Annotated in this window: 22 protein-coding genes; 19 read left to right on the forward strand and 3 right to left on the reverse strand. The window is 41.2% G+C overall.

Annotated features, from left to right (window positions below; genetic code table 11):
* The first annotated feature begins 3 nt into the window (after positions 1 to 3).
* The 10 genes from folK to BQ9856_RS05295 all read left to right on the forward strand — a co-directional run bounded on the left by folK (position 4) and on the right by BQ9856_RS05295 (position 10253).
* Complete coding sequence (gene folK, locus BQ9856_RS05250; protein WP_077610100.1) at positions 4 to 867, forward strand: 2-amino-4-hydroxy-6-hydroxymethyldihydropteridine diphosphokinase; 864 nt, start codon at positions 4 to 6, stop codon at positions 865 to 867.
* A gap of 23 nt (positions 868 to 890) precedes the next feature.
* Entirely contained in the window at positions 891 to 1670 is a 780-nt protein-coding gene (locus BQ9856_RS05255; RefSeq protein ID WP_077610101.1) for an N-formylglutamate amidohydrolase, read from the forward strand.
* A 13-nt stretch (positions 1671 to 1683) separates the two neighbouring features.
* Positions 1684 to 2949 carry a bifunctional folylpolyglutamate synthase/dihydrofolate synthase gene (locus BQ9856_RS05260; RefSeq protein WP_077610102.1) on the forward strand — a complete coding sequence of 422 codons (1266 nt, stop codon included), beginning with the start codon at positions 1684 to 1686 and terminating at the stop codon, positions 2947 to 2949.
* 39 nt (positions 2950 to 2988) lie between these two features.
* Positions 2989 to 4746: a gamma-glutamyltransferase gene (ggt, locus tag BQ9856_RS05265; RefSeq protein WP_159441949.1), complete on the forward strand. Its 1758-nt coding sequence runs from the start codon at positions 2989 to 2991 to the stop codon at positions 4744 to 4746.
* Between the two features lie 16 nt (positions 4747 to 4762).
* Positions 4763 to 5275, forward strand: coding sequence for a folate family ECF transporter S component (locus BQ9856_RS05270; RefSeq protein WP_077610104.1), 513 nt, complete (start codon positions 4763 to 4765; stop codon positions 5273 to 5275).
* Between the two features lie 4 nt (positions 5276 to 5279).
* Positions 5280 to 6131 carry an energy-coupling factor transporter ATPase gene (locus tag BQ9856_RS05275; RefSeq protein WP_235839156.1) on the forward strand — a complete coding sequence of 284 codons (852 nt, stop codon included), beginning with the start codon at positions 5280 to 5282 and terminating at the stop codon, positions 6129 to 6131.
* Between the two features lies 1 nt (position 6132).
* On the forward strand, positions 6133 to 7008 hold the full coding sequence (locus BQ9856_RS05280) for an energy-coupling factor transporter ATPase (RefSeq protein WP_077610106.1): 876 nt from the start codon (positions 6133 to 6135) through the stop codon (positions 7006 to 7008).
* Positions 7002 to 7817 carry an energy-coupling factor transporter transmembrane component T family protein gene (locus tag BQ9856_RS05285; RefSeq protein WP_077610107.1) on the forward strand — a complete coding sequence of 272 codons (816 nt, stop codon included), beginning with the start codon at positions 7002 to 7004 and terminating at the stop codon, positions 7815 to 7817. The genes BQ9856_RS05280 and BQ9856_RS05285 overlap by 7 nt, the downstream gene beginning before the upstream one ends.
* A 109-nt stretch (positions 7818 to 7926) precedes the next feature.
* Positions 7927 to 9735: a glutaredoxin domain-containing protein gene (locus tag BQ9856_RS05290; protein ID WP_159441950.1), complete on the forward strand. Its 1809-nt coding sequence runs from the start codon at positions 7927 to 7929 to the stop codon at positions 9733 to 9735.
* Positions 9732 to 10253 (forward strand): folate family ECF transporter S component, encoded by a 522-nt coding sequence (locus tag BQ9856_RS05295; protein ID WP_077610109.1) that lies wholly within the window; start codon positions 9732 to 9734, stop codon positions 10251 to 10253. The genes BQ9856_RS05290 and BQ9856_RS05295 overlap by 4 nt, the downstream gene beginning before the upstream one ends.
* Before the next feature lie 75 nt (positions 10254 to 10328).
* Here the strand turns inward: BQ9856_RS05295 and BQ9856_RS05300 are convergent, their stop codons facing one another.
* Positions 10329 to 10634, reverse strand: a complete 306-nt coding sequence (locus tag BQ9856_RS05300; RefSeq protein ID WP_077610110.1) for an AzlD domain-containing protein — start codon at positions 10632 to 10634, stop codon at positions 10329 to 10331.
* Positions 10627 to 11349: an AzlC family ABC transporter permease gene (locus BQ9856_RS05305; protein WP_077610111.1), complete on the reverse strand. Its 723-nt coding sequence runs from the start codon at positions 11347 to 11349 to the stop codon at positions 10627 to 10629. Before BQ9856_RS05305 ends, BQ9856_RS05300 begins: the two co-directional genes overlap by 8 nt.
* Positions 11350 to 11479: 130 nt before the next feature.
* Here BQ9856_RS05305 and BQ9856_RS05310 point away from each other — a divergent pair, with 130 nt between their 5' ends.
* The 3 genes from BQ9856_RS05310 to BQ9856_RS05325 all read left to right on the forward strand — a co-directional run bounded on the left by BQ9856_RS05310 (position 11480) and on the right by BQ9856_RS05325 (position 15654).
* Entirely contained in the window at positions 11480 to 12406 is a 927-nt protein-coding gene (locus BQ9856_RS05310) for a LysR family transcriptional regulator (RefSeq protein WP_077610112.1), read from the forward strand.
* A gap of 15 nt (positions 12407 to 12421) precedes the next feature.
* On the forward strand, positions 12422 to 12958 hold the full coding sequence (locus BQ9856_RS05315) for an NUDIX hydrolase (RefSeq protein WP_077610113.1): 537 nt from the start codon (positions 12422 to 12424) through the stop codon (positions 12956 to 12958).
* 779 nt (positions 12959 to 13737) lie between these two features.
* Positions 13738 to 15654: an endonuclease MutS2 gene (locus BQ9856_RS05325; protein WP_077610115.1), complete on the forward strand. Its 1917-nt coding sequence runs from the start codon at positions 13738 to 13740 to the stop codon at positions 15652 to 15654.
* Positions 15655 to 15718: 64 nt separating this feature from the next.
* Here the strand turns inward: BQ9856_RS05325 and BQ9856_RS05330 are convergent, their stop codons facing one another.
* Positions 15719 to 16312 (reverse strand): ferritin-like domain-containing protein, encoded by a 594-nt coding sequence (locus tag BQ9856_RS05330; RefSeq protein WP_077610116.1) that lies wholly within the window; start codon positions 16310 to 16312, stop codon positions 15719 to 15721.
* A 91-nt stretch (positions 16313 to 16403) separates the two neighbouring features.
* Here BQ9856_RS05330 and BQ9856_RS05335 point away from each other — a divergent pair, with 91 nt between their 5' ends.
* From BQ9856_RS05335 to deoC, 6 genes are all read left to right on the forward strand, one after another.
* Positions 16404 to 16982, forward strand: a complete 579-nt coding sequence (locus tag BQ9856_RS05335; protein ID WP_077610117.1) for an NUDIX hydrolase — start codon at positions 16404 to 16406, stop codon at positions 16980 to 16982.
* Positions 16983 to 17095: 113 nt separating this feature from the next.
* Complete coding sequence (locus tag BQ9856_RS05340; RefSeq protein WP_013271785.1) at positions 17096 to 17431, forward strand: cyclic-di-AMP receptor; 336 nt, start codon at positions 17096 to 17098, stop codon at positions 17429 to 17431.
* A 54-nt stretch (positions 17432 to 17485) separates the two neighbouring features.
* Positions 17486 to 18661, forward strand: a complete 1176-nt coding sequence (locus BQ9856_RS05345) for a phosphopentomutase (RefSeq protein WP_077610118.1) — start codon at positions 17486 to 17488, stop codon at positions 18659 to 18661.
* Between the two features lie 41 nt (positions 18662 to 18702).
* Entirely contained in the window at positions 18703 to 19134 is a 432-nt protein-coding gene (locus BQ9856_RS05350; protein WP_077613257.1) for a cytidine deaminase, read from the forward strand.
* 63 nt (positions 19135 to 19197) lie between these two features.
* Positions 19198 to 20523, forward strand: coding sequence for a pyrimidine-nucleoside phosphorylase (locus BQ9856_RS05355; protein WP_077610119.1), 1326 nt, complete (start codon positions 19198 to 19200; stop codon positions 20521 to 20523).
* 40 nt (positions 20524 to 20563) lie between these two features.
* Positions 20564 to 21232 (forward strand): deoxyribose-phosphate aldolase, encoded by a 669-nt coding sequence (gene deoC, locus BQ9856_RS05360; protein ID WP_077610120.1) that lies wholly within the window; start codon positions 20564 to 20566, stop codon positions 21230 to 21232.
* Positions 21233 to 21357 lie beyond the last annotated feature (125 nt).

Raw genomic sequence — 21357 nt, forward strand, 5'->3', positions numbered from 1 at the left:
TGTTTGGATACTATAAATATAACAGATTTAGAAATATATGCACATCATGGAGTTTTTGAAGAAGAAAAAAAGATGGGGCAGAAGTTCTTAATATCATTGCAATTGTCTTTGTGTGTGCGGAAAGCCGGTCTGAATGATCAAATAAACGCTACTGTAAATTATGCAGAAATTTGTAAATTTGTTTCTGATGCATTTACTTGTAAATCATATGATTTAATTGAAAGCTGTGCAGAAGCAATTGCGGAAGAAATCCTTCTAAAATATCAAATGGTGAGGGAGGTTATTATAGAAATAAAAAAACCCTGGGCACCCATAGGATGCATTGTGGATTATGTATCAGTGAAAATAAAAAGAGGGTGGAACACGGCATTCTTAGGACTGGGGTCCAACATGGGAAACAAGAATGAGAATATAGGTAATGCACTGGAATTGATTGAAGATTCAAAGAATGTAATTGTGAATCGATCTTCTTTTTATATAACATCTCCTGTCGGAGGTGTTGAACAAGACGATTTCCTTAATTGTTGTATTGAACTTAAAACCTTACTTACAGCTGAAGAATTATTAAAACATGTATTGACTGTTGAAAATAAATTAAAACGTATAAGAGCCATCCACTGGGGACCCAGGACAATCGATATTGATATTCTTTTATTTAATCACGATATACATGAAGACGAAGACTTAATAATTCCCCATCCCAGATTGCACGAAAGAATGTTTGTTTTGACACCTCTCTGTGAAATTAGAGCTAATTATGTACATCCAATTTTACAAAAACGATTGCAGGAAATAAAAGACAGGTTGGAGAAAGAGCAGCTGGAGGGTATTAAGCCGATGGAAGCTGTCACTGCATGGACTGAATAGAAGGAGGGCAATAAAAAGCGATTATGGATATATATAATATCTTAAATGCAAATAGCAAAAGCCCTATTATTGTAAGTTTTCCGCACAGTGGCACATATGTACCTGATTTTATAAAAAACAGTATGCGTAAATCCGTTGTACTGACCAATATGGACTGGTTCTTACCGGAATTGTTTGATTTCTTAAATGCAAAGGGGATAACACAGATTATTTCCAATGTCAGCCGATATGTAGTTGATTTAAATAGAGATTCCGGCAATTTAAATCCGGATAATTATAAACAGTCAGTTATTTATGAAACCAATACATTTGGTACTCCATTATATGAAAATTCTTTAAACAAAATGGAAATAGCGAAGCGGATCGAAACATTCTATAAGCCTTATCATGAGGAATTAAGAAGACAGTTAGAATCAAAAATATTACAATTTGAAAAGGTTTATTTGATAGATATGCATAGCTTTTTTCAGCAATATAATGAGGACATTTGCCTTGGAAATTCAGATGGAGCCACATCAGGTAAGGATACCATGGAAGTGTTAAAAAAGAATTTGCAGGCAAATGGATTTTCTACTAATACAAATTCAATTTTTAAAGGTGGAAATACAATTAAATATTATCGCAAATTATTTGGCAATGCATTTCAAGGATTGATTTTAGAAATAAATTATAGGGCATATATAGACAACAGGTATTTTGGAGAAGAGGAAGTTGTTGCTTACAATAAGGAACTATTTAAAGACTCAAAAGGCCGTTTAGAGAAAACCTTGGAAAAAACGTTTGATATTTGGACTAAAATATGAGAGGTAAATAAAGATGACTTATGATGAAGCAATAAAATTTATACATAACAAATCCTGGAAAGGAACCAAACTGGGATTAGATAGAATGATAGAACTTAATGAATTAATTGGCAATCCCCAAAAACAATTAAAATTTGTTCATATTGCAGGAACGAATGGAAAGGGCTCAACCTCCAGAATGCTTGCGAATATATTAATTGATTCTGGCTATCGTGTAGGTTTGTTTACCTCTCCATTTATATCGAAATTTAATGAATATTTTCAGGTTAACGATAGTTGTATTATGGATTCCGAATTAATTGATCTGACCGAATTTATAAAACCTTATGTGGATAAGATGAAAGAAGGTCCAACCGAGTTTGAACTGATTACAATGCTTGCAGTAGAATATTTCAAACGAAAGTACTGTGATATCGTAGTATTTGAAGTAGGAATGGGCGGAAGACTTGATTGTACGAATTTTATAGAGAATACAGAGGTGGCAGTAATAACATCAATTGGTCTGGATCATATGGAACAGCTTGGAAATACGATTTCTGAAATCGCCAAAGAAAAAGCAGGAATTATAAAAAAGAATTGCCAGGTTGTTTTGTATCAGCAAGGAGAAGAAGTTGTTCATATTGTGGAAGAAACCTGTAAAAAAGTAAATGTAGAATTATTTCTTACGGATTTTTCTAAATTAACCCTTGTGCGTTCTAATCTGGATGGTCAATTATTTCATTATAAAAACATTCAAAATATTTTTATTGAGCTTTTAGGAAGCCATCAGCTTAAAAATACAGCAGTAGCCATAGAAACAGCGTGTGTATTACAAAAACGAGGCTGGAGAATCAGTGAAGCTAATATTAAGGAAGGTTTGAAAAGAACAAAGTGGCCGGCGAGATTCGAAGTGCTGCAGCAGGATCCGGTTGTAATTTTGGACGGCGGACATAATCCACAATGTTTTCAGGCACTGAAGGAAGGACTCGTGCAATATTTTCCTGGAAAAAAAATATCATTTGTAATCGGTGTTTTCGCGGATAAAGATTATATTTCAATGATTGATATAATCGCTCCCTATGCAAAAGAATTCTTTACCATAACTCCCGATAATCCCAGAGCTTTCAATGCGGAAGATTTAACTGAATGTTTAAAAAAATATAATTTACCAATAGTAAATTGCGGGAGTCCCTTAAATGGATTAAAAAGAGCGGTTGATGGTGCACAAAAAGAAGATATTATTTGTGTAGCAGGTTCTTTTTCAATAGCAAGTGAAATACGTTCATTTTATGGACTTTAGTTTTTATGTTAAAAACTGTATAAATGCGGGGTGAAAAGTGTGAAAATAAATCTCACGAAACATCCATTCAGGGTGTTTCTGTTAGCTGTAATATTATTAATTTTTAATATTGTTACGGTGTTTGCCAATGAGGATCGTGAAGTTGTTCGAAACGGAGGTGTCGTTTCCAGTGCAAGTGAGTATTCATCGCAAATAGGAGTGGATATATTAAAAAAGGGAGGGAATGCGGTGGATGCTGCCGTGGCAGCAATCTTTGCAATTGGAGTTGTCGAGCCCAACTTAAGTTCCATTGGGGGAAGCGGCATTATGACAATTTATACAAAGGAAAATGATCAATGTATAGTCATTGAATATATGGAGACCGTTCCATTAAATATGACAGCCGGATGGTTTGATCCGGATACAGACAAAAATACTGCTAAAAATGCTGCTGTACCCGGACAGGTGTACGGAATATTAACGGCACTTGATCAGTATGGAACAATGAGCAGAGAAGAAGTAATGGCACCTGCTATTGAGCTGGCGCGAAATGGATTCAGAGCTGATAAAAGATTAGCAGATTCCATCGGCAAAAACTATGAGATATTAGTTCAAAACCCTGACTTTGCAAATGTATATTTAAATAATGGAAAGCTAATAAAAGAAGGAGATATAATAAAAAATGAATTGTTGGCTAATACATTGCAAAAAATTGCAGAACAAGGTATTGATGGTTTTTATAATGGTGAATTAGCACGCAATATTGTAAATGGATTACAGGCAGAAAACAATTTAATTACTTTAAATGACATGTCAAATTATCGTTCTATTGAACGAGAACCTATTCAGACTTCATATCATGGTTATAACATTATAGTTCCTTCTATGCCATCCAATGGGGGAGAGTGGCTGTTAGAATCTCTTAATATATTGGAAAACTATGATTTAAAATCAATGGGAGTCCATTCATCTGAATATTTATTTACTTTAAATGAGGCATTGCGGTTAGGAATGGCAGATGCATTCACTTTTCTGGGAGATCCGGCTTTTTATGATATTCCGGTAGACACTATCATATCGAAAGACTATGCAAAGAAAAGACTTGAAAATATGCCTGCAGATAAAGCTATGATTAATCCGCCCCACGGAGACTTAAAATCGAATCCCCAAAAATCAAGCAGAGAAGATAGTAAGGAAACAAGCCACATCTCCGTGATGGATCAATTTGGCAATGTAGTATCAACTACCAATACCATCGGAAATGCCTGGGGCTGTAAATATATGGCTCCTGGTCTGGGCTTTTTTTACAATAGCCATATAAGTAATTTAGAACATGATCCTCAAAAAAGTGATAGCCCGGATTATGTTATACCAGGTAAACGCGTTAGAAGCACTATTACACCAGCCATTGTTTCAAAAGACGGTGAACCAATTATGGCAATCGGTTCACCAGGCAGCAGTTCCATACCTCCGGCTATATTAACAGTATTAAATAATGTATTAATTTTTGATATGGACATTCAGCAGGCTATTGATATGCCTCGTGCATTCGTCCTGGATTTATATAACCCGATATTAACAATAGAAGGAAGCTATTTCTCATTAACGGTAAAAAATGAGTTATTAAGTTTGGGATATGAGTTTAATGATGTAAGCACGTATAATTCTGCGTTAGGAGGCATTGCGGCTGTATTTTATGATACAAAAACACAAAAATACAATGGCGGTGCAGATCCGAGAAGGAATTATAAATCAATTTCATATGAAGATGAATCAAAAGAAATTAGTGAAAATAAGGAACTACAGCCTGCAGCATAGAAAGTGAGGGAATGAAATGCGAAATAAAATAGCAGTAACAGCAATGCTGACAGCACTGCTCATTGTTTTAAAGAGTTATTTAGCAATTACAACTCCTATCATGAGAATAAGCTTTGCCTTTTTTCCTCTGGCTCTGGCAGGGATATTGTATGGTCCGTTGTGGGCGGGTATATCCGGAGGTGTAGGAGATGTAGTTGGGCTATTGCTGTATCCTGTCGCTGGCTTTCATCCAGGACTTACCCTATCGGCAATTCTATCGGGAATCGTTTATGGAGTCTTTTTACATAACAAAACCAGGCAATTATGGAGGGTAGTTTGTGTGGTTTTCATTAACAATTTTATAATAAGCTGTGGCTTGAGTACAATATGGGTTTATCAAATGACAGGTCAGGCAATACGGGCTCTTCTGCCGGTTCGATTGATTCAGAATATTCTTATGGCACCAATCATGATTCTTATGATATGGGTGCTGGGATATAAAATAATTGCATTAAGAAATAATAAAAAAATGATCAGTGGGGATGAATAGAATCGTGGGAAGTGCAAAGGAAAACCTTTTATTATGTGATGATGTTTCATTCTATTATAAGAATTCAGAACAACAGGAAAATATTTTAAATCATATCAATTTGGAGATAATTCCTGGAAGCATAATAGCTATTTTAGGACATAATGGTTCTGGTAAGTCTACACTGGCCAAACATTTTAATGGTATTTTAGTATCAAAATCCGGAGAAATATATTTTAAGGATACGAAAATCAGAGATATGCGTATAGAAATAAAAAAGCATATTGGAATGGTGTTTCAGAATCCGGACAATCAGATAGTCGCATCAACAGTTCAGGAAGATGTAGCATTTGGCTTACAAAATTTAGAAATGGCATCGGAAGAAATACGTATTCGCATTGATGAAGCACTGGAAGCAGTTTCTATGAAAGATTACATATACTGGGACACACATAAATTATCAGGCGGACAAAAGCAGCGGGTTGCAATCGCAGGTATCTTGGCTATGAAACCAGAATGTATTGTATTGGATGAGCCGACCTCTATGCTGGATCCGCAAGGCAGAAAAGAAGTAATGGATGTCATACAGCAGTTACGTAAAGAATATGGCATTACTATCGTTTTAATTACGCATTTTATGGAAGAAGCAGTAGCGTGTGACAGAGTAATAGTGATGAAAAACGGAGTGGTGTTAATGGATGACATTCCGGCAAAAGTTTTCAATAGAGTGAAAGAACTTAAAAATGCAGGCTTGAAAGTTCCGCAGTCAATCGAATTAATGCAATCATTGAGAGCGGAAGGAATTGAAGTTTCTTCCGAATGCCTTACAGAAGAACAATGTATTGATGAAATATACAGGCTTTTGGAGGAACGGTAATATGCCTATAATAAAGACAAAAAATTTAAATTTTGAATATTCATCAGGAAGTGTTTTTCATAAGACTGCAATTTCAGATATTAATATGGAAATTGAACAAGATGAATTTGTTGCATTAATTGGACATACAGGTTCTGGAAAATCAACATTAATAAAACATTTAAACGGACTGTTAAAACCTACATCCGGGAAAGTTATAATTGATGGACAAGATATTTGGTCCCATCCAAAGAATCTGCAAAAATATAGATTTATGGTAGGAATGGTTTTTCAATATCCGGAATATCAGCTATTTGGAGAAACCGTGTATAAAGATATCTCTTATGGTCCAATGAATATTGGAGTATCGGAATCAGAAATCAATGAACGAGTGATGAAATCTATTTCTATTGTTGGATTGGATAGAACAATTTTATCAAAATCGCCTTTTGAGCTGTCGGGAGGAGAAAAAAGAAGGGCAGCTATCGCTGGTGTAATTGCAATGAATCCGAAAGTTCTTATTCTGGATGAGCCTACTGCAGGTTTGGACCCACTGGGAAGGGATAAAATATTAAAGGAAATATATCGTTATCATTTAGAAAATAATGTTTCAGTAATATTGGTATCGCACAATATGGAAGAAGTTGCGAATTATGCGGATAAAATATTTGTCATGAATGATACAAAAATCGTATTAAGCGGAAATGTTCCAGAAATATATAGTCATGCAAAAAAACTAAAAGAAATAGGATTATCTATACCACAGATTATGGAGATTTGCCTGGGATTAAATGAAAAAGGAATTTCGATAGATCCGGTAACAACTTCAGTTGAAAGCGCAAAATGTCAGATAATTAATCTGTTAAAACACAGAAAAAGGGATGAACAAGAATGCTAAGAGATATTACTGTCGGTCAATATTTTCCGGGAAATTCGATCGTCCACAAAATGGATCCGAGAACCAAGATTATAGTTGGTCTTATATATATCTTTGTTTTATTTATAGCATCAAATTTTTTTTCACTGTTATTAGGTGTAATTTTTATTTTTGGCACTGTGATATTATCAGGGGTATCATTAACTTTATTAAAAAAGAGTATAGACCCTGTCATACCATTAGTAGGTATTTCGTTAATTTTTAATATTTTTTTTACAGATGGCGATGTTCTATGGAAACTTGGTATTTTAAAAATAACCGACAGAGGAGTTTGGGCGGCTGTTTTCATGTGTATTCGGCTTATTTGTTTGGTGATTGGTACATATATTTTTACTTATACAACATCTATCATGCAAATAACTCATGGATTAGAACAGCTTCTGAATCCTCTGAATAAAATAAATTTTCCTGTTCAGGAGATTGCTATGACAATGACAATAGCTTTACGGTTTATCCCTACCCTGATAGAAGAAGCAGACAAAATAATATCTGCTCAAAAATCGAGAGGAGCAGATATGGATTCAGGCAGCGTAATCAAACGGGTAAAGAGCCGCATTCCTATATTGATCCCTTTATTTATGGCATCCTTCCAACGGGCGGATGAACTTACATTAGCAATGAGCTGCCGTTGTTATGACAGTGGAAATCCACGAACTTATTTAGAAAAATTGGAGTATAAAAGATATGACTTTTTTGCTTTTTTTTGTATCGCAATAATTGGAATTTTGGTTATTTATATAGATACAAGAATACCTAAAGTTTTTTATTGATTATCAGATAAGGAGGAATAGGCATTGTTCAATTGCCTTAATTTTAGATATGACAAAGGAACCAAAAAGAATTACTTCGATTTTTTCTGAGGGCCGGGCAATTATTTTTATGGAAAATTTTAATGATTACTTAGTTTTGGGATTTTCAGATAATAGGTTAGAGATATATAATCCCGAATCTTTTCATAAAGAATATTTAGGATTTTTTGATAATAAAAATTTTGCTGGGATTCGTAAAGAAAATCAAAAATTAGTTCTATTTTTTAAAGATTATGAAATTAATATTTTATATGAAAACAATTGTTTAACCATACAGCAAAATGTAGAAAAAATAGCTGGATCTCAAAAAGACATTTTAAAGAATCAAGTTACATATTTTGAGACGAAAATAAGAAAAGATATATATATTATAGAAAATACATTTATGAGAGTCTATTTTGGAAATACATTTGATATTTATGTTAAGAGAGAAGGCGGCGAAGAAAAAGTTCTTACAGGAAATCACACAAATTGGGTAACGGATGCCTGTATAGTCAGAGACAGTCTATATACAGCCGGATATGATGGATATATTAGAAAGTGGGATTTAAAAACTGGAAATTGTGAAGATGCTTATCCATTGAAAAGAGGCTGGATATTGTCATTAACTTTTATAAAAGATAATTTCTATGTTGGTACAGAGTTTGGTGAGTTATATCTAATTCCGTACAATGAATTTAAAAATATTAAAATTAACGGCGGTGCTATATGGAATCTTTATGCATACCAGGATAAGTTATATTCTGTATCGGAGAATGGTGAGATCGTTGGATACAGCATGAATGAAAAAAAATCAAGTTACCTGAAATGTTCTGCAGGCTGGATTAATGCGATAGGAGCATTTTCCAATGAACACTTAATTGCAGTTACCAGTAGAGGAGAGATTATTAAGGTAGATCATAATTTATTAAGGTCTGAGTTATTGGAAAGATTAAAATTGTGGTTCAATAATCTGTGCATAATAAATGAAATTGTCTATGCAGTAACTGCTGAAGGCATGGTTGTTAAATTTGATCTAAATACCGGAAAATCAGAAACATTTAAAATCAGCAGTAACCAGCTGATAGATATATGTTATTTGGAATCACAGCAAAAAATAGGGATTCTAAGTGTTGAAGGAGAATTTATAATCTGGAACCATTATAAGAACTTTATAGACAAGATTATCAAATGTAACGGTTATCATTTCACATCCATGACTTTTAACCATGCAAAAGGGTATATTTATATTTCTACATTTGAGGGTGCTATTGTATTTATTAATACTAACATGGATTATGAAATAAGTTATAGAAAGATAACAGGTGGCCGTATTTGGAAAGTATCTTATTGTTCAGACAATAGTAGCGTTGCATATATTTCTACGAGTTTGGAGATTGGAATTTGTGATGAGTCAATTCAAAAAAACATAGCTAAAATATCGGTAAATGAATTGGTAACTACCTGTCTTTTGTTAAATGATTCATTATATACAGGAAATGAGAGAGGAGAGGTAAAAAGCTATCCGGTGGTTATGGAAGAAGATGAAAAAATATTAACAATGGAAAGCGGGTCAGAAGATTCTAAGGAAAATGATTTTTTTGAGAAAAATGTAATTTTATTCATAGATAACAGTATAGAATGTTCCCGGTATTATATTGAGAGAGATTGCAAGCTATTAGAAAGATATAATCTGCCATATGTTAAGCTTGATCTCTCAAATAATGAAGAAATGAAAAGTATGGTAATCAAAAGAACTGGCTGGAGCAGATTTCCGCAGATTTTACTGTGGGGAGATTTTATTGCTTCCGGAAGTGTATTGCCGGAAATGTTGGATTCAGGTACTTTAGATAATATTGTTAAAGAAAAACAGCGTATGAAAGGAGATAAAATAAAATGAAAGAAAAGTTTGGTCAAAAAATAGCGGTTTTAGGTGTGTTATTAGCACTGCAGATAATTGCAGGCAGATTTTTAACTATATCGACATTGTATTTAAAGATTGGATTTGCATTCGTTCCTCTCGCGCTGACTGCAATTCTGTATGGTCCCTTGTATGCATCAATAAATGCAGCTTTAGGAGATATAATAATTGCGATGCTTAATCCTTTTGGATATTTTCCGGGATTTACAGTATCTGCAATATTAAAAGGCGCTTTGTACGGATTATTTTTATATAATAAGCCCAAAAAGACTTGGCGCGTATTAGGGGTAGTAGCTATCGCAAATATTGCTGTTAGTATCTTTTTAAATTCATATTGGCTATATATGTTAACAGGACAAGGATACATGGCTGTATTACCAACAAGAGTATTTCAAAATGTAGTCATGATACCAATAGAAGTTTTCGTGATAAGACTGGTTGTTTATCCCATTGCTGAATTGCGGCAAAAGGCTGCAGCCAATCGGTTGGAAGAATAGTCCGGTAAACGATGCCAATCAATACCATGGTTAACAGGAAACAGGCTGCGAAACGATTTTCACAGCCTGTGCTTTTTATAAGAATAATTCAATCACAAATACAACCGCACAGGCAGTGAGGGAAACCTTAAACAGGCTTTTCTCTTTGTATGCCAGAAATACGGCCGCTGCCAGTGCGGCACCGGCGGACCATATACTTTTTGTGGCTGTGAGAATAGCAGGAAAGGTCATCACCGACAAGGTCACATACGGAACATAGTAAAGAAAAGACCGGATAAAAGGACTTTTGATTTCCCACCGGATAAACGTCAGCGGAAGGACTCGGATCAAGTAGGTGACAGCGGCCATGACAAGTATGTAGAGATAGAGCCGGTTATTCATTTGTCACCTCCCCCTCCCCCGGAACCGGGAACAGGATAGCAGCGCCTCCTGCGGTCACGACGGTCAGAGTCATTAATCTGATGCCGGATGATATGGACTGCAGGGCCGGAATCAGGGAAAAAATAAGGCTTAATGCCATAGAAACGGCGATTACCCCAGCCAGTATCCGGTTCTTTTTAGCAGGAGGAATGATGACTGCCAGAAACATGCCGTACAGGGATACGCTTAAGGCGCTTAAAACCCTTTCCGGCAGCAGGCCCTTTAAGACCGCTCCGGCAGCGGTGCCAAGCGTCCAGCCCGGAACGGCTGCCATAAGCAGGCCATAGCTGTACCATGGATTTAACGCGCCGGGTCTTAAGACGGAGACCCCGAATATTTCATCCGTCACTCCGTACCCGATCAGGAGACGGTGAAAAAAAGGGGTTGCTGTCTCCAGTTTCTGGGACAGAGAGCAGGACATGAGGCAATAACGCAGATTGATGATGAACTGGGCGGCCGCCATTTCCGTAAAAGATGCCCCTGCTGCGATGATGCCAAGACCTGCAAACTGCCCTGCGGACGTCAGATTGGTTAAGGACATTACCGTGGACTGCCATAAAGTAAGCCCTGTCCCTGCCGCCATGATACCGAAGGTGAAGGAAACGGCAAAATAACCGAGGCCGATGGGAATTCCATCCTTTAATCCGCATGTTAATTGTTCTCTGTTGTTATTCATAATGATCCTCCGTCATAGAGCGCGACCGCCTTTTATAAAACTAACAAAAATATACCATGATTCTTTACATCAGTAAAACAAATGTTTATAATGAAAAGATAAGAGAATCTAATGGTAAGGAGATGAATTGATGAACCGGTACCGGGCAGTTGTTAAGATTGTGGAAACAGGGGGATTCACCAGGGCGGCAGAGGAACTGGGATATACCCAGCCGGCCGTCAGCCAGATGGTACAGTCCTTAGAGGAAGAACTGGATACGGTTCTTTTTATCCGTTCCAAAAAGGGTGTGACGCTGACTCCTGATGGTACAGAGCTTCTGCCCTATATTAAAAACATATACCACGCCCACAGGGAGCTGATGGAAAAGCGAAGCGAAATGGAAGGAATCCAGAACGCCACCATCCGGATCGGCACCTTTGCCAGTGTATCCTGTCACTGGCTTCCGGGCTTAATAAAGGATTTTAAGGAAAAACACCCGTCGGTCAGCTTTGAACTCTATCAGGGAGACTATTCGGCCATAGAGCATCTGGTAAAGGACGGAAGCGTGGATTTTGGCCTCATTAACCCGCGGGCGGTAGCTGATCCGGAGCTTAAGACCATTCCATTAAGGAAGGACCCCATGCTGGCTGTACTGCCCCCTTCCCATCGCCTTGCGGCACAAAAGAAGATCGTATTAAAGGAGCTGGCAGCGGAACCATTTATCCTTTTAGAGGAGGGGAGCTTAAGTGAGCCTATGGAGTGCTTCCGGGAGCATGAAATCCAGCCGAACATCCAGTACATCGTTCACGATGACTATACGATTATGGCTATGATAGAAAAAGGACTGGGCGTTGGGATATTATCTGAGCTTATATTAAACCGGGTGGATTATAAGATTGCGGTGAAAGAGACAGAACCGCCTTTGGCCCGGAACATAGGAGTTACATTCAAGGATAAAAAGATCCTGCCAATAGCCAGCAGGCAATTCCTGGATTTTCTGACAGAGGTCTATAAAGAACTGCCCGGTTTGAACTGCCCCGGTGTAAACGGCAATGCCGCAATAACAGGCATAAAATAAATGGAGGATAAGGTTATGGCGCACAAGAATTTAACGACACTTTGTTATATAGAGCAGGAAGACAGTTATCTGATGCTGCACCGGATTAAGAAGAAGGGCGATATGAACCAGGATAAGTGGCTGGGAGTGGGAGGCCATTTCGAAGATGGGGAGAGCCCGGAAGAATGCCTTCTGCGGGAGGTTAAGGAAGAGACCGGCCTGTTCTTAACCTCCTATAAACTTCGGGGAGTGGTTACCTTTGTGTCCGACCGGTTTCCGGATGAATATATGTTTCTGTTTACGGCGGACGGATATGAAGGGACTATGATTGATTGTGCGGAAGGGCAGCTTTTATGGGTGGAAAAGGAAAAGACCGGGGAACTGTCCCTCTGGGAAGGGGACCGTATTTTCTTTGGGCTTTTAAAAGATAACATTCCTTTTTTCTCTTTAAAGCTTGCCTATAAGGGGGAGTGCCTGTCATACGCCTCTTTAAACGGAGCGCCGTTGGAGCTGCCCCACTCACAGGGGGCACGCAAGCCGGCGCTTAATGCTCGTCAGGGCCCTTACGGGTAGTAATCAAAAAAGATAGACGGAATTTCTTCAACCTGGCAAAAGCATAATGTAGTCACAGTATAATTATCTAAAATGGGGGAAACTAATGTGGTATTTATGGATTTTATGAATATATTAGCATTCGGATTTCTTTTTTTTACGATTATTAGACGAATACTAAATGATAGCGATAAAAAAGCACACTTCAAGAGTTTTAGGATTTTAAGTGATAAAGAAAAAGATAATTATGATAGAAAGAAAGTTAAGATTTCTGAAATATTGTTAATAATTTTTGTGTATTTTTTTATGTTATTGGTGTCATTACCAGATCAGCACTTATTACCTACAGAACAATCATTTGTATTGTGATAATAGTTATTTTATTTCTAATATTTGATCGAACCAAAATAATATGGAATTTGTTATGTAAAAAAAAGCATAGATAAATTTTAGGAAACTCAAGAAGAGCCCGAAGGATTGACTTAGCAGCCTTTCTATGCTATATTGGAAATATATTAAATGTTAGGATGTGTGTGTTTGTTAATTGTATCGAAACATGGAGCATAAAGCAGTCGAATATTGAGAACAGGAACCGGGTAAGGAAAGCCAGTAGGCTTATCCTTTGTTTTGCGTACCTGTTATGCCCATAAAGATACAAACAGACAGATTAGGGTTTAAAACCTGTGAGACGTCGATTTGTTGTCTTACAGGTTTTTTGTTGTACGAAAACCAGCCCGGCTGCCATGCTCCATGGATCTTGCGGAATCCCATTGATTGACGATAGGAACGAGGAGAATTTAATGAACCATACATTTCAGATTTTAGAATTTAATCTTATTTTGGAGAAGCTTGAAGAATTTGCCCATACAGAAGCGGCGAAGGAAAGGATACGAAACCTTACACCCTGCTTAAAGGAAAGAGAAGTGCGAAAAAGCCTTCGTGACACCACGGAAGCCAGGATCATACTTGACCGAATGGGCCTTCCGCCTGCGGTCAGCATGAGCGGCCTGTCCGTGATAATAAATACGACAAAGCAGGGCGGCTGTCTTTCCGCAGAGGAGCTGGAAAGCATGGGAGTTATGCTCACCGGAGTGAAACGGTTTAAGGACTTTTTAAACCGGTGCAAATACCTGGAGCTGGGCCTGCCCTATTATGAGCAGGACTTGAACCCGTTGGAGGACCTGGCGAGGGAAATCTATGAAAGTGTCAGAAACGGAAGGGTAGAGGATACCGCCAGTAAATATTTAAAAAACATTCGCCAGGACATGGTCAGGATGGAAGAAAAGCTGCGGACAAAAGCGGAAACCATACTCAGAGGGAATAAAAAATATTTTTCGGATTCTTATGTGACCATCCGAAACGGCAGGATCTGCCTTCCTGTGAAAAGGGATTACCGGACATCGGTTCCAGGCAGTGTTATCGACCAGTCCGCCACCGGTTCCACTCTGTTCATTGAACCGGCTGCTATTATGGGACTAAATGAGGAATTGGAACGTCTGAGGATAGAGGAAGAAAACGAGACAAGAAGAATTCTTTATACCCTGACTGCATCCGTGGAGGAGAACTTGGAGGTGCTGGAAGCAGATAAAAGCCTTCTTGAAAAACTGGATTTCCTGTTTGCCAAGGGAAGCTTAAGTGCCTCTATGGCAGGAATAGAGCCAGGTGTGAATACGGACCGGTTCATACGGATTACAGGCGGCCGCCATCCCTTTATGAATCCGGAAACCGTGGTGCCCCTTGAATTTGAACTGGGGAAGACCGGAAGGGGGATCGTCATCACAGGACCCAATACAGGAGGGAAAACCGTATCCATTAAGACGGTGGGCCTTTTCTGTCTCATGGCCCAATGCGGGCTTCATGTCCCCTGCAGGGAAGCGGACCTTTGTATGAACAATCAGGTCCTCTGTGATATTGGGGATGGGCAGAACATTACGGAAAACCTGTCCACCTTTTCCGCCCACATCACAAATGTAATGAAAATCCTTGATATGGCCGGTCCGGAGAGCCTGGTCATTATGGATGAGCTGGGTTCCGGAACGGATCCGGCGGAAGGTATGGGAATCGCCATTGCCATACTGGAAGAGCTGCGGACCAATGGCTGTCTTTTTCTGGCGACCACACATTATCCGGAGGTAAAAACCTATGCCAGAGAAGCAGAGGGAATTACCAATGCACGCATGGCTTTTGACAAGGAGACATTAAGGCCCCTTTACCGCATGGAGATCGGAGAAGCGGGAGAGAGCTGTGCCCTTTTTATCGCCAAACGGCTTGGAATGCCGGAGGAAATGATCGCAAGAGCCAGAATGTACGCTTATGGAGAAAGGGAAACCATACGGGACAATGGACCGGATTCCCTCAAAGAGAAGGATAACGGCAGAAAAGCCGGCAGCCCCAGAATTGAGAAGCAGATAAAAACGGCAGGAAATAAAAACACCATGGAAGAAAAATTTACCGTCGGAGACAGTGTTCTCGTTTACCCGGATAAGAAAAAGGGAATCGTGTGCAGGCCGGTCAATGAGAAAGGGGTATTGCAGGTTCAGATGCCGGACCGGAAAATCTGGATCAACCAGAAGCGGGTGAAGCGATTGGTAGCGGCGGCTGAACTATATCCGGAAGATTATGATTTCTCCATTATTTTTGATACGGTGGAAAACAGAAAAGCGAGACATAAAATGGAAAAAGGACATCAGGAAGATCTGGAGATCCGCATGGAATAAGTTCATTTCCCGGACCGGCGGGCCTGTCGGGAGCAGGATCCGCCGGTTCGGGCCGGAATATGTTTTATGCAGGTTCCGGATTAATGCACGGCTCTGCTATGCTGTCCTTTGGAATCTCATGTTCCAGAGGCGGGATAAAGGGCTCATCGTTAAGTTCTGCCAGTATGAGGCGGAAAATCTTCACATGGCATTGTTCATCCGCTATGATGCGGTTTAAAATGGTCTTGATCCGGTAATCGTCGATCCACTTGGCCTGGGCCTCATATTTCTTGATCGCTTCCAGTTCCCCGGCCAGTGCGTTGGAGACGATGGCTCCGATCCGGGTGGGGTAGCGGTTGCAGGCAGGAGACCAGTACCGCATGCGCCCTTTTTGACGGCTCCACAGCCTGGGATCCGTGCCCAGCATTAGGGCCAGTTCTCCAAAGGTGTTTAAATGATGCATTTCAACAATGCTTATCTTATGAAAGCACTCCGCTATGTCAAAAAAGTAACTCCGTGTAATCATGCTGTTGTAGATATAAAGACTGATTGCCGACATTTCAGAGTTATTGGAGCCGACGTTGGACAGCATGGCGGCCGCATACCGTGGGTTTTGCTCCGTAATCTCTATGGGAGGCCAGGGAGAGGGGGCGGAGAAGACAAGAGAAGATAAATCCATATGGCACCTCGTTTCAGTTATTCTATTTATATATATCCGCCAGATTATGGAGTATGACTGAAAAACACAAGAAAATGGAGGCAGAAAGGACATGAATGGAGAAAATAAATTAAAGGAAATGATCCGGGCTTTTTTGCCGTATAACGAACAGGAGGAAAGGGATAAGGGGCTGGTGCTTCATTATCTGTCCTCAGGGGATTCCATATTTTACCGGGAAAGTGCGGGAGCCCATATGTCGGCGTCGGCCTGGGTGGTAAATCAGACGCATGATAGGGTTCTTATGGCGTATCATAACATTTATGATTCCTGGGCATGGACCGGAGGCCATGCGGACGGAGAAACGGATCTGCTTCAGGTTGCCCTCCGGGAAGCCATGGAGGAAACAGGGATTACAAAGGCGGTGCCGGTTATGGAGGACATTTTCTCCCTGGAGGTTCTGACCGTAGACGGACATGAGAAGAAAGGGGCCTATGTTTCTTCCCACCTTCATCTGAATGTGACCTACCTTTTGGAAGCGGATGACCGGCAGGTTCTTCGTAAGAAGGCGGATGAAAACAGCGCCGTGGGATGGTTCGGCCTGGATCAATGCCTGGAAGTCATAAACGAGCCGTGGATGAGAGATCGGATTTACCGGAAATTGCTCGATAAAATGCGTGATATGAAATATTAACAGAAAATTGATATTTATTTTCCAATTTGCTGTTTTATTTTTTTGGATTATGCTTTATAATAGAAGCAGCTTATCGATGAAGTTTTGCCAAATAAGACAGCGAGGTGGTAAATATGAAGATTATTTATGCGATCGTCAGCTCCGATGATGGAAACCGGGTGACCGATGTGCTGAATGAACACCAGTTCAGCGTAACAAAGCTTGCCACGACCGGTGGTTTCTTAAAAAAGGGCAACTCTACATTAATGATTGGTACCGATGACGGACAGGTAGAAGAAGTCATCACCCTGATTAAAGATACTTGTGGAAAACGCCAGAAAATTACATGCAATGTTCCGGCACCCAATATTGCTTCTGTTTCGGCCGGATATATGATGATGCCGATGACAGTCGAGCTTGGCGGAGCTACCATATTTGTAACAGATGTAGAAAGATTTGAGAAGATTTGACGGACCGACAAAGGGATTGCAGAGCAATCCCTTTTCGTAACAGGAGGAATGAACATGTCAGAAACAAAAAGAGTATTTTTAATTGTACTGGACAGCTTTGGAATCGGGGAAGCACCCGATGCGGCCAGGTTCCATGATGAGGGAAGCGATACCCTGGGCACGATCGCGAAGGCGGAGGAATACTTTACGCCGAATTTAAAAAAGCTGGGCTTATTTAATATTGATGGGGTAACGGCCGGAGAGAAAGAAAAAGAGCCTGCAGGGTCCTTTGGACGCATGACAGAACGCTCCCAGGGAAAGGACACCACCATCGGACACTGGGAAATCGCCGGAATTATTTCAGAAAAACCCCTCCCCACCTATCCGGAAGGATTTCCGGAGGAGGTTCTTGACGAATTCAAGAAACAGACCGGCCGCGGGGTCCTGTGCAACAAGCCGTATTCCGGCACAGATGTGATCCGGGATTATGGGAAACAGCATGTGGAGACCGGAGATCTGATCGTCTATACCTCTGCGGACAGTGTGTTTCAGATTGCAGCCCATGAAGAGGTGGTCCCGTTGGAGGAACTGTACCGTGATTGCCGGATCGCAAGAGAAATCTTAACAGGAAAACATGGAGTCGGCCGCGTCATTGCAAGACCGTTTGAAGGGGAATATCCGGACTATAAGAGAACGCCCCACCGCCATGATTTTTCTCTGCTTCCTCCGAATACCACGATGCTGGACTGCCTTGATAATGCTGGCTACGATACCATTGGAATCGGTAAAATCTACGATATTTTCGCAGGAAAGAGCATTGGGAAAACCACATCCATTGTTAATAATACCGATGGAATGGAAAAGACCCTGGAAGCCCAGAAGGAAGATTTTAATGGGATCTGCTTTGTGAATCTGGTGGATTTCGATATGGTTTACGGACACCGGAATGATGTGAAAGGATATGCAAAGGCAGCTACGGATTTTGATGTGCAGCTGGGACAGTTCATGGAAGTCATGAGGCCGGAGGATGTGCTGATCATCACGGCGGACCATGGCTGCGACCCGGGAACTCCAAGCACGGACCATTCCAGAGAGTATACTCCGATGCTCATTTATGGTCAGGGGATCAAGGCCGGAGTTTCCATCGGAACAAGAGAGACCTTTGCGGATATTGCGGCTACGGTATTGGATTTATTCGGTGTAAAGGGCCATATTGCAGGAAAAAGCTTTCTGAATGAAGTGGCAGGATAACAGGAGGTGTGTGTTTGAAACTGGAAGAGGCAACAAGAAACATGCTGGTGGCAGAGGCCTATGAGGCTCAGAAGATGGCCTATGTTCCTTACTCGGATTTTTGCGTTGGGGCCGCCCTGCTTGCGAAAAACGGCAAAGTATACCGGGGCTGCAACATTGAAAATGCATCGTTTACGCCTACCAACTGTGCGGAGCGGACCGCATTTTTCAAGGCGGTTTCCGAGGGGGTCAGGTCATTTGATGCCATTGCCATTGTGGGAAATAAAAGGGGAGAAAAGGGAGAAATCTGCGCTCCCTGCGGTGTATGCCGGCAGGTGATGGCAGAATTCTGCGATCCTGAGGATTTTGAGATCATTCTGGGAGCGGGAGAAGAGATTTCCGTATATACCTTAAAGGAACTGTTTCCCCTGGGATTTACAAAAAAGAATTTAACAGGCGAACTGCACAGCAGGCTGCCTGATGTGAGCGGGTAGCCAGGGCGGATTGCGGGTATCCGGCATCACAAGTAAGGGAACAAGGGAGGTTTTAGGTATATCATGAGGATGTACGATGTTATTACGAAGAAACGGAATGGGGAGGCTCTGACAGGGGAAGAGATCCGCGCCATGATTAACGGTTATGTAACGGGAGAGATTCCGGACTACCAGATGTCTGCCATGCTGATGGCTATTTATTTAAAAGGAATGAGCGATACGGAAACCGCGATTCTTACCGACGCAGTGGCTCATTCCGGCGATATGGTGGATCTTTCCCCGATTCAGGGCGTTAAAGTGGATAAGCATTCCACCGGAGGGGTCGGGGATAAGACCACCCTGGTTGTAGCTCCCATTGTGGCGGCATGCGGCGTCAAGGTCGCCAAAATGTCGGGCCGGGGGCTGGGCCATACCGGAGGAACCGTGGATAAATTGGAATCCATACCGGGCATGAGGACTACTCTGACGGAAGAGGAGTTCTTTCAGGTGGTCAATACGGCAGGGCTTTCGGTGATCGGACAGTCCGGAAATCTGGCGCCGGCTGATAAAAAGCTTTATGCCCTCCGGGATGTGACGGCCACGGTGGACAGCATTCCCCTGATCGCTGCTTCTATTATGAGTAAGAAGCTGGCGGCGGGAAATGACTGCATTCTTCTTGACGTAAAGACGGGAAGCGGCGCATTTATGAAGACCCTGGAAGATTCCATTACCCTTGCGGAAAAGATGGTGGCGATCGGCGAGCATGCGGGAAAGAAAACCATGGCTCTTATTACCAATATGGATATACCGTTAGGAAGTCTCATTGGAAACAGCCTGGAGGTCATGGAAGCGGTGGAAACCCTTCACGGAAGAGGACCCGGGGACCTGACAGAGGTCTGCTTAAGCCTGGCTGCCGGCATGCTTTCCCTGGCCGGCAAGGGCGGTATGGAGAAATGCAGGAAGCTGACAGAGCAGGCGGTTGCGGACGGAAGCGCTCTGGAACGCCTCATTGCCATGGTGGAAGCCCAGGGCGGGGATTCCTCTGTCATTAAGGATCCATCCCTTTTAGCCATGGCGCCATTCCAAAAAGAAGTAAGGGCTTTAAAGAGCGGCTATATTACCCACATGAACACGGAGCAGTGTGGAATTGCCTCCTCTCTTTTAGGAGCCGGCAGGCTTACCAAGGAGAGCCGGATTGATTATACGGCCGGCATTGCCCTTAAGAAAAAAGCGGGCCAGAAGGTGGAAGAGGGAGAGACCATTGCAGTGCTTTACACCTCAAAGGAAGAGCTGTTTCAGGCATCTGAGGAAGAATTCTTAAAGGCGGTCACCATTTGCGGGCAGAAGCCGGAACCAGAGCCTCTTATTTATGCCAGAGTCACCCGGGAGGGCGTAGAGCGTCTGGTATAAACGGGATAAAGTGATAAAAAAGAAAGGAAGAAGAAAACCAATGACAGATTTAGAAATGTTACGTTATGTAGACCACACCCAGTTAAAGGCGTTTGCCACATGGGAAGACATAGAAGAGCTGTGCAAAGAGGCAGTGGAATATAAAACTGCTTCGGTCTGCATCCCGCCCTGTTATATCAGCCGGGTCCATAAGGAGTTCCCGACCCTTAATATCTGCACTGTGGTTGGCTTCCCTCTGGGATACAGCGTGACGGAGGCCAAGGTTCTGGAAACAAAGAAAGCCATTGAGGATGGGGCCTCCGAAGTGGATATGGTGGTAAACATCAGTGACGTGAAAAACGGCGATTACGGTAAGGTGGAAAAAGAAATAGCGGAGCTTAAAAAAGCGGCCGGCCGGAATATTCTAAAGGTCATCATTGAAACCTGCTATCTGACCGGGGATGAGAAAATTGCCATGTGCAAGGCAGTGACAGCAGCAGGAGCCGATTACATCAAAACCTCCACCGGGTTCGGAACCGGAGGAGCAGCTCTTAGTGATATAGAATTATTTAAAAAGCACATCGGTCCTGATGTAAAGATAAAAGCAGCCGGCGGAGTCAGGACCCTGGAAGATTTGAGAGCTTATATTGAAGCGGGATGCAGCCGTGTGGGAGCGAGTGCAGCCGTTAAGCTGGCGGCACAAAAGAAGGAATCGATTCCCGGAAAATAAGATTTGCTTTGAGCGCTTCAAAAGGCGGCAGCTTTATAAGTGTCGGCCTTTTGGAGCGTTTTTCTTTTTTTCTTCATTCAATTTGCACAAATCATATTAAGGATCTGTCTGGCTATATTTCACGA

This window comes from Clostridium sp. Marseille-P2415 (assembly GCF_900155545.1).
GTDB lineage: Bacteria > Bacillota > Clostridia > Lachnospirales > Lachnospiraceae > Lacrimispora.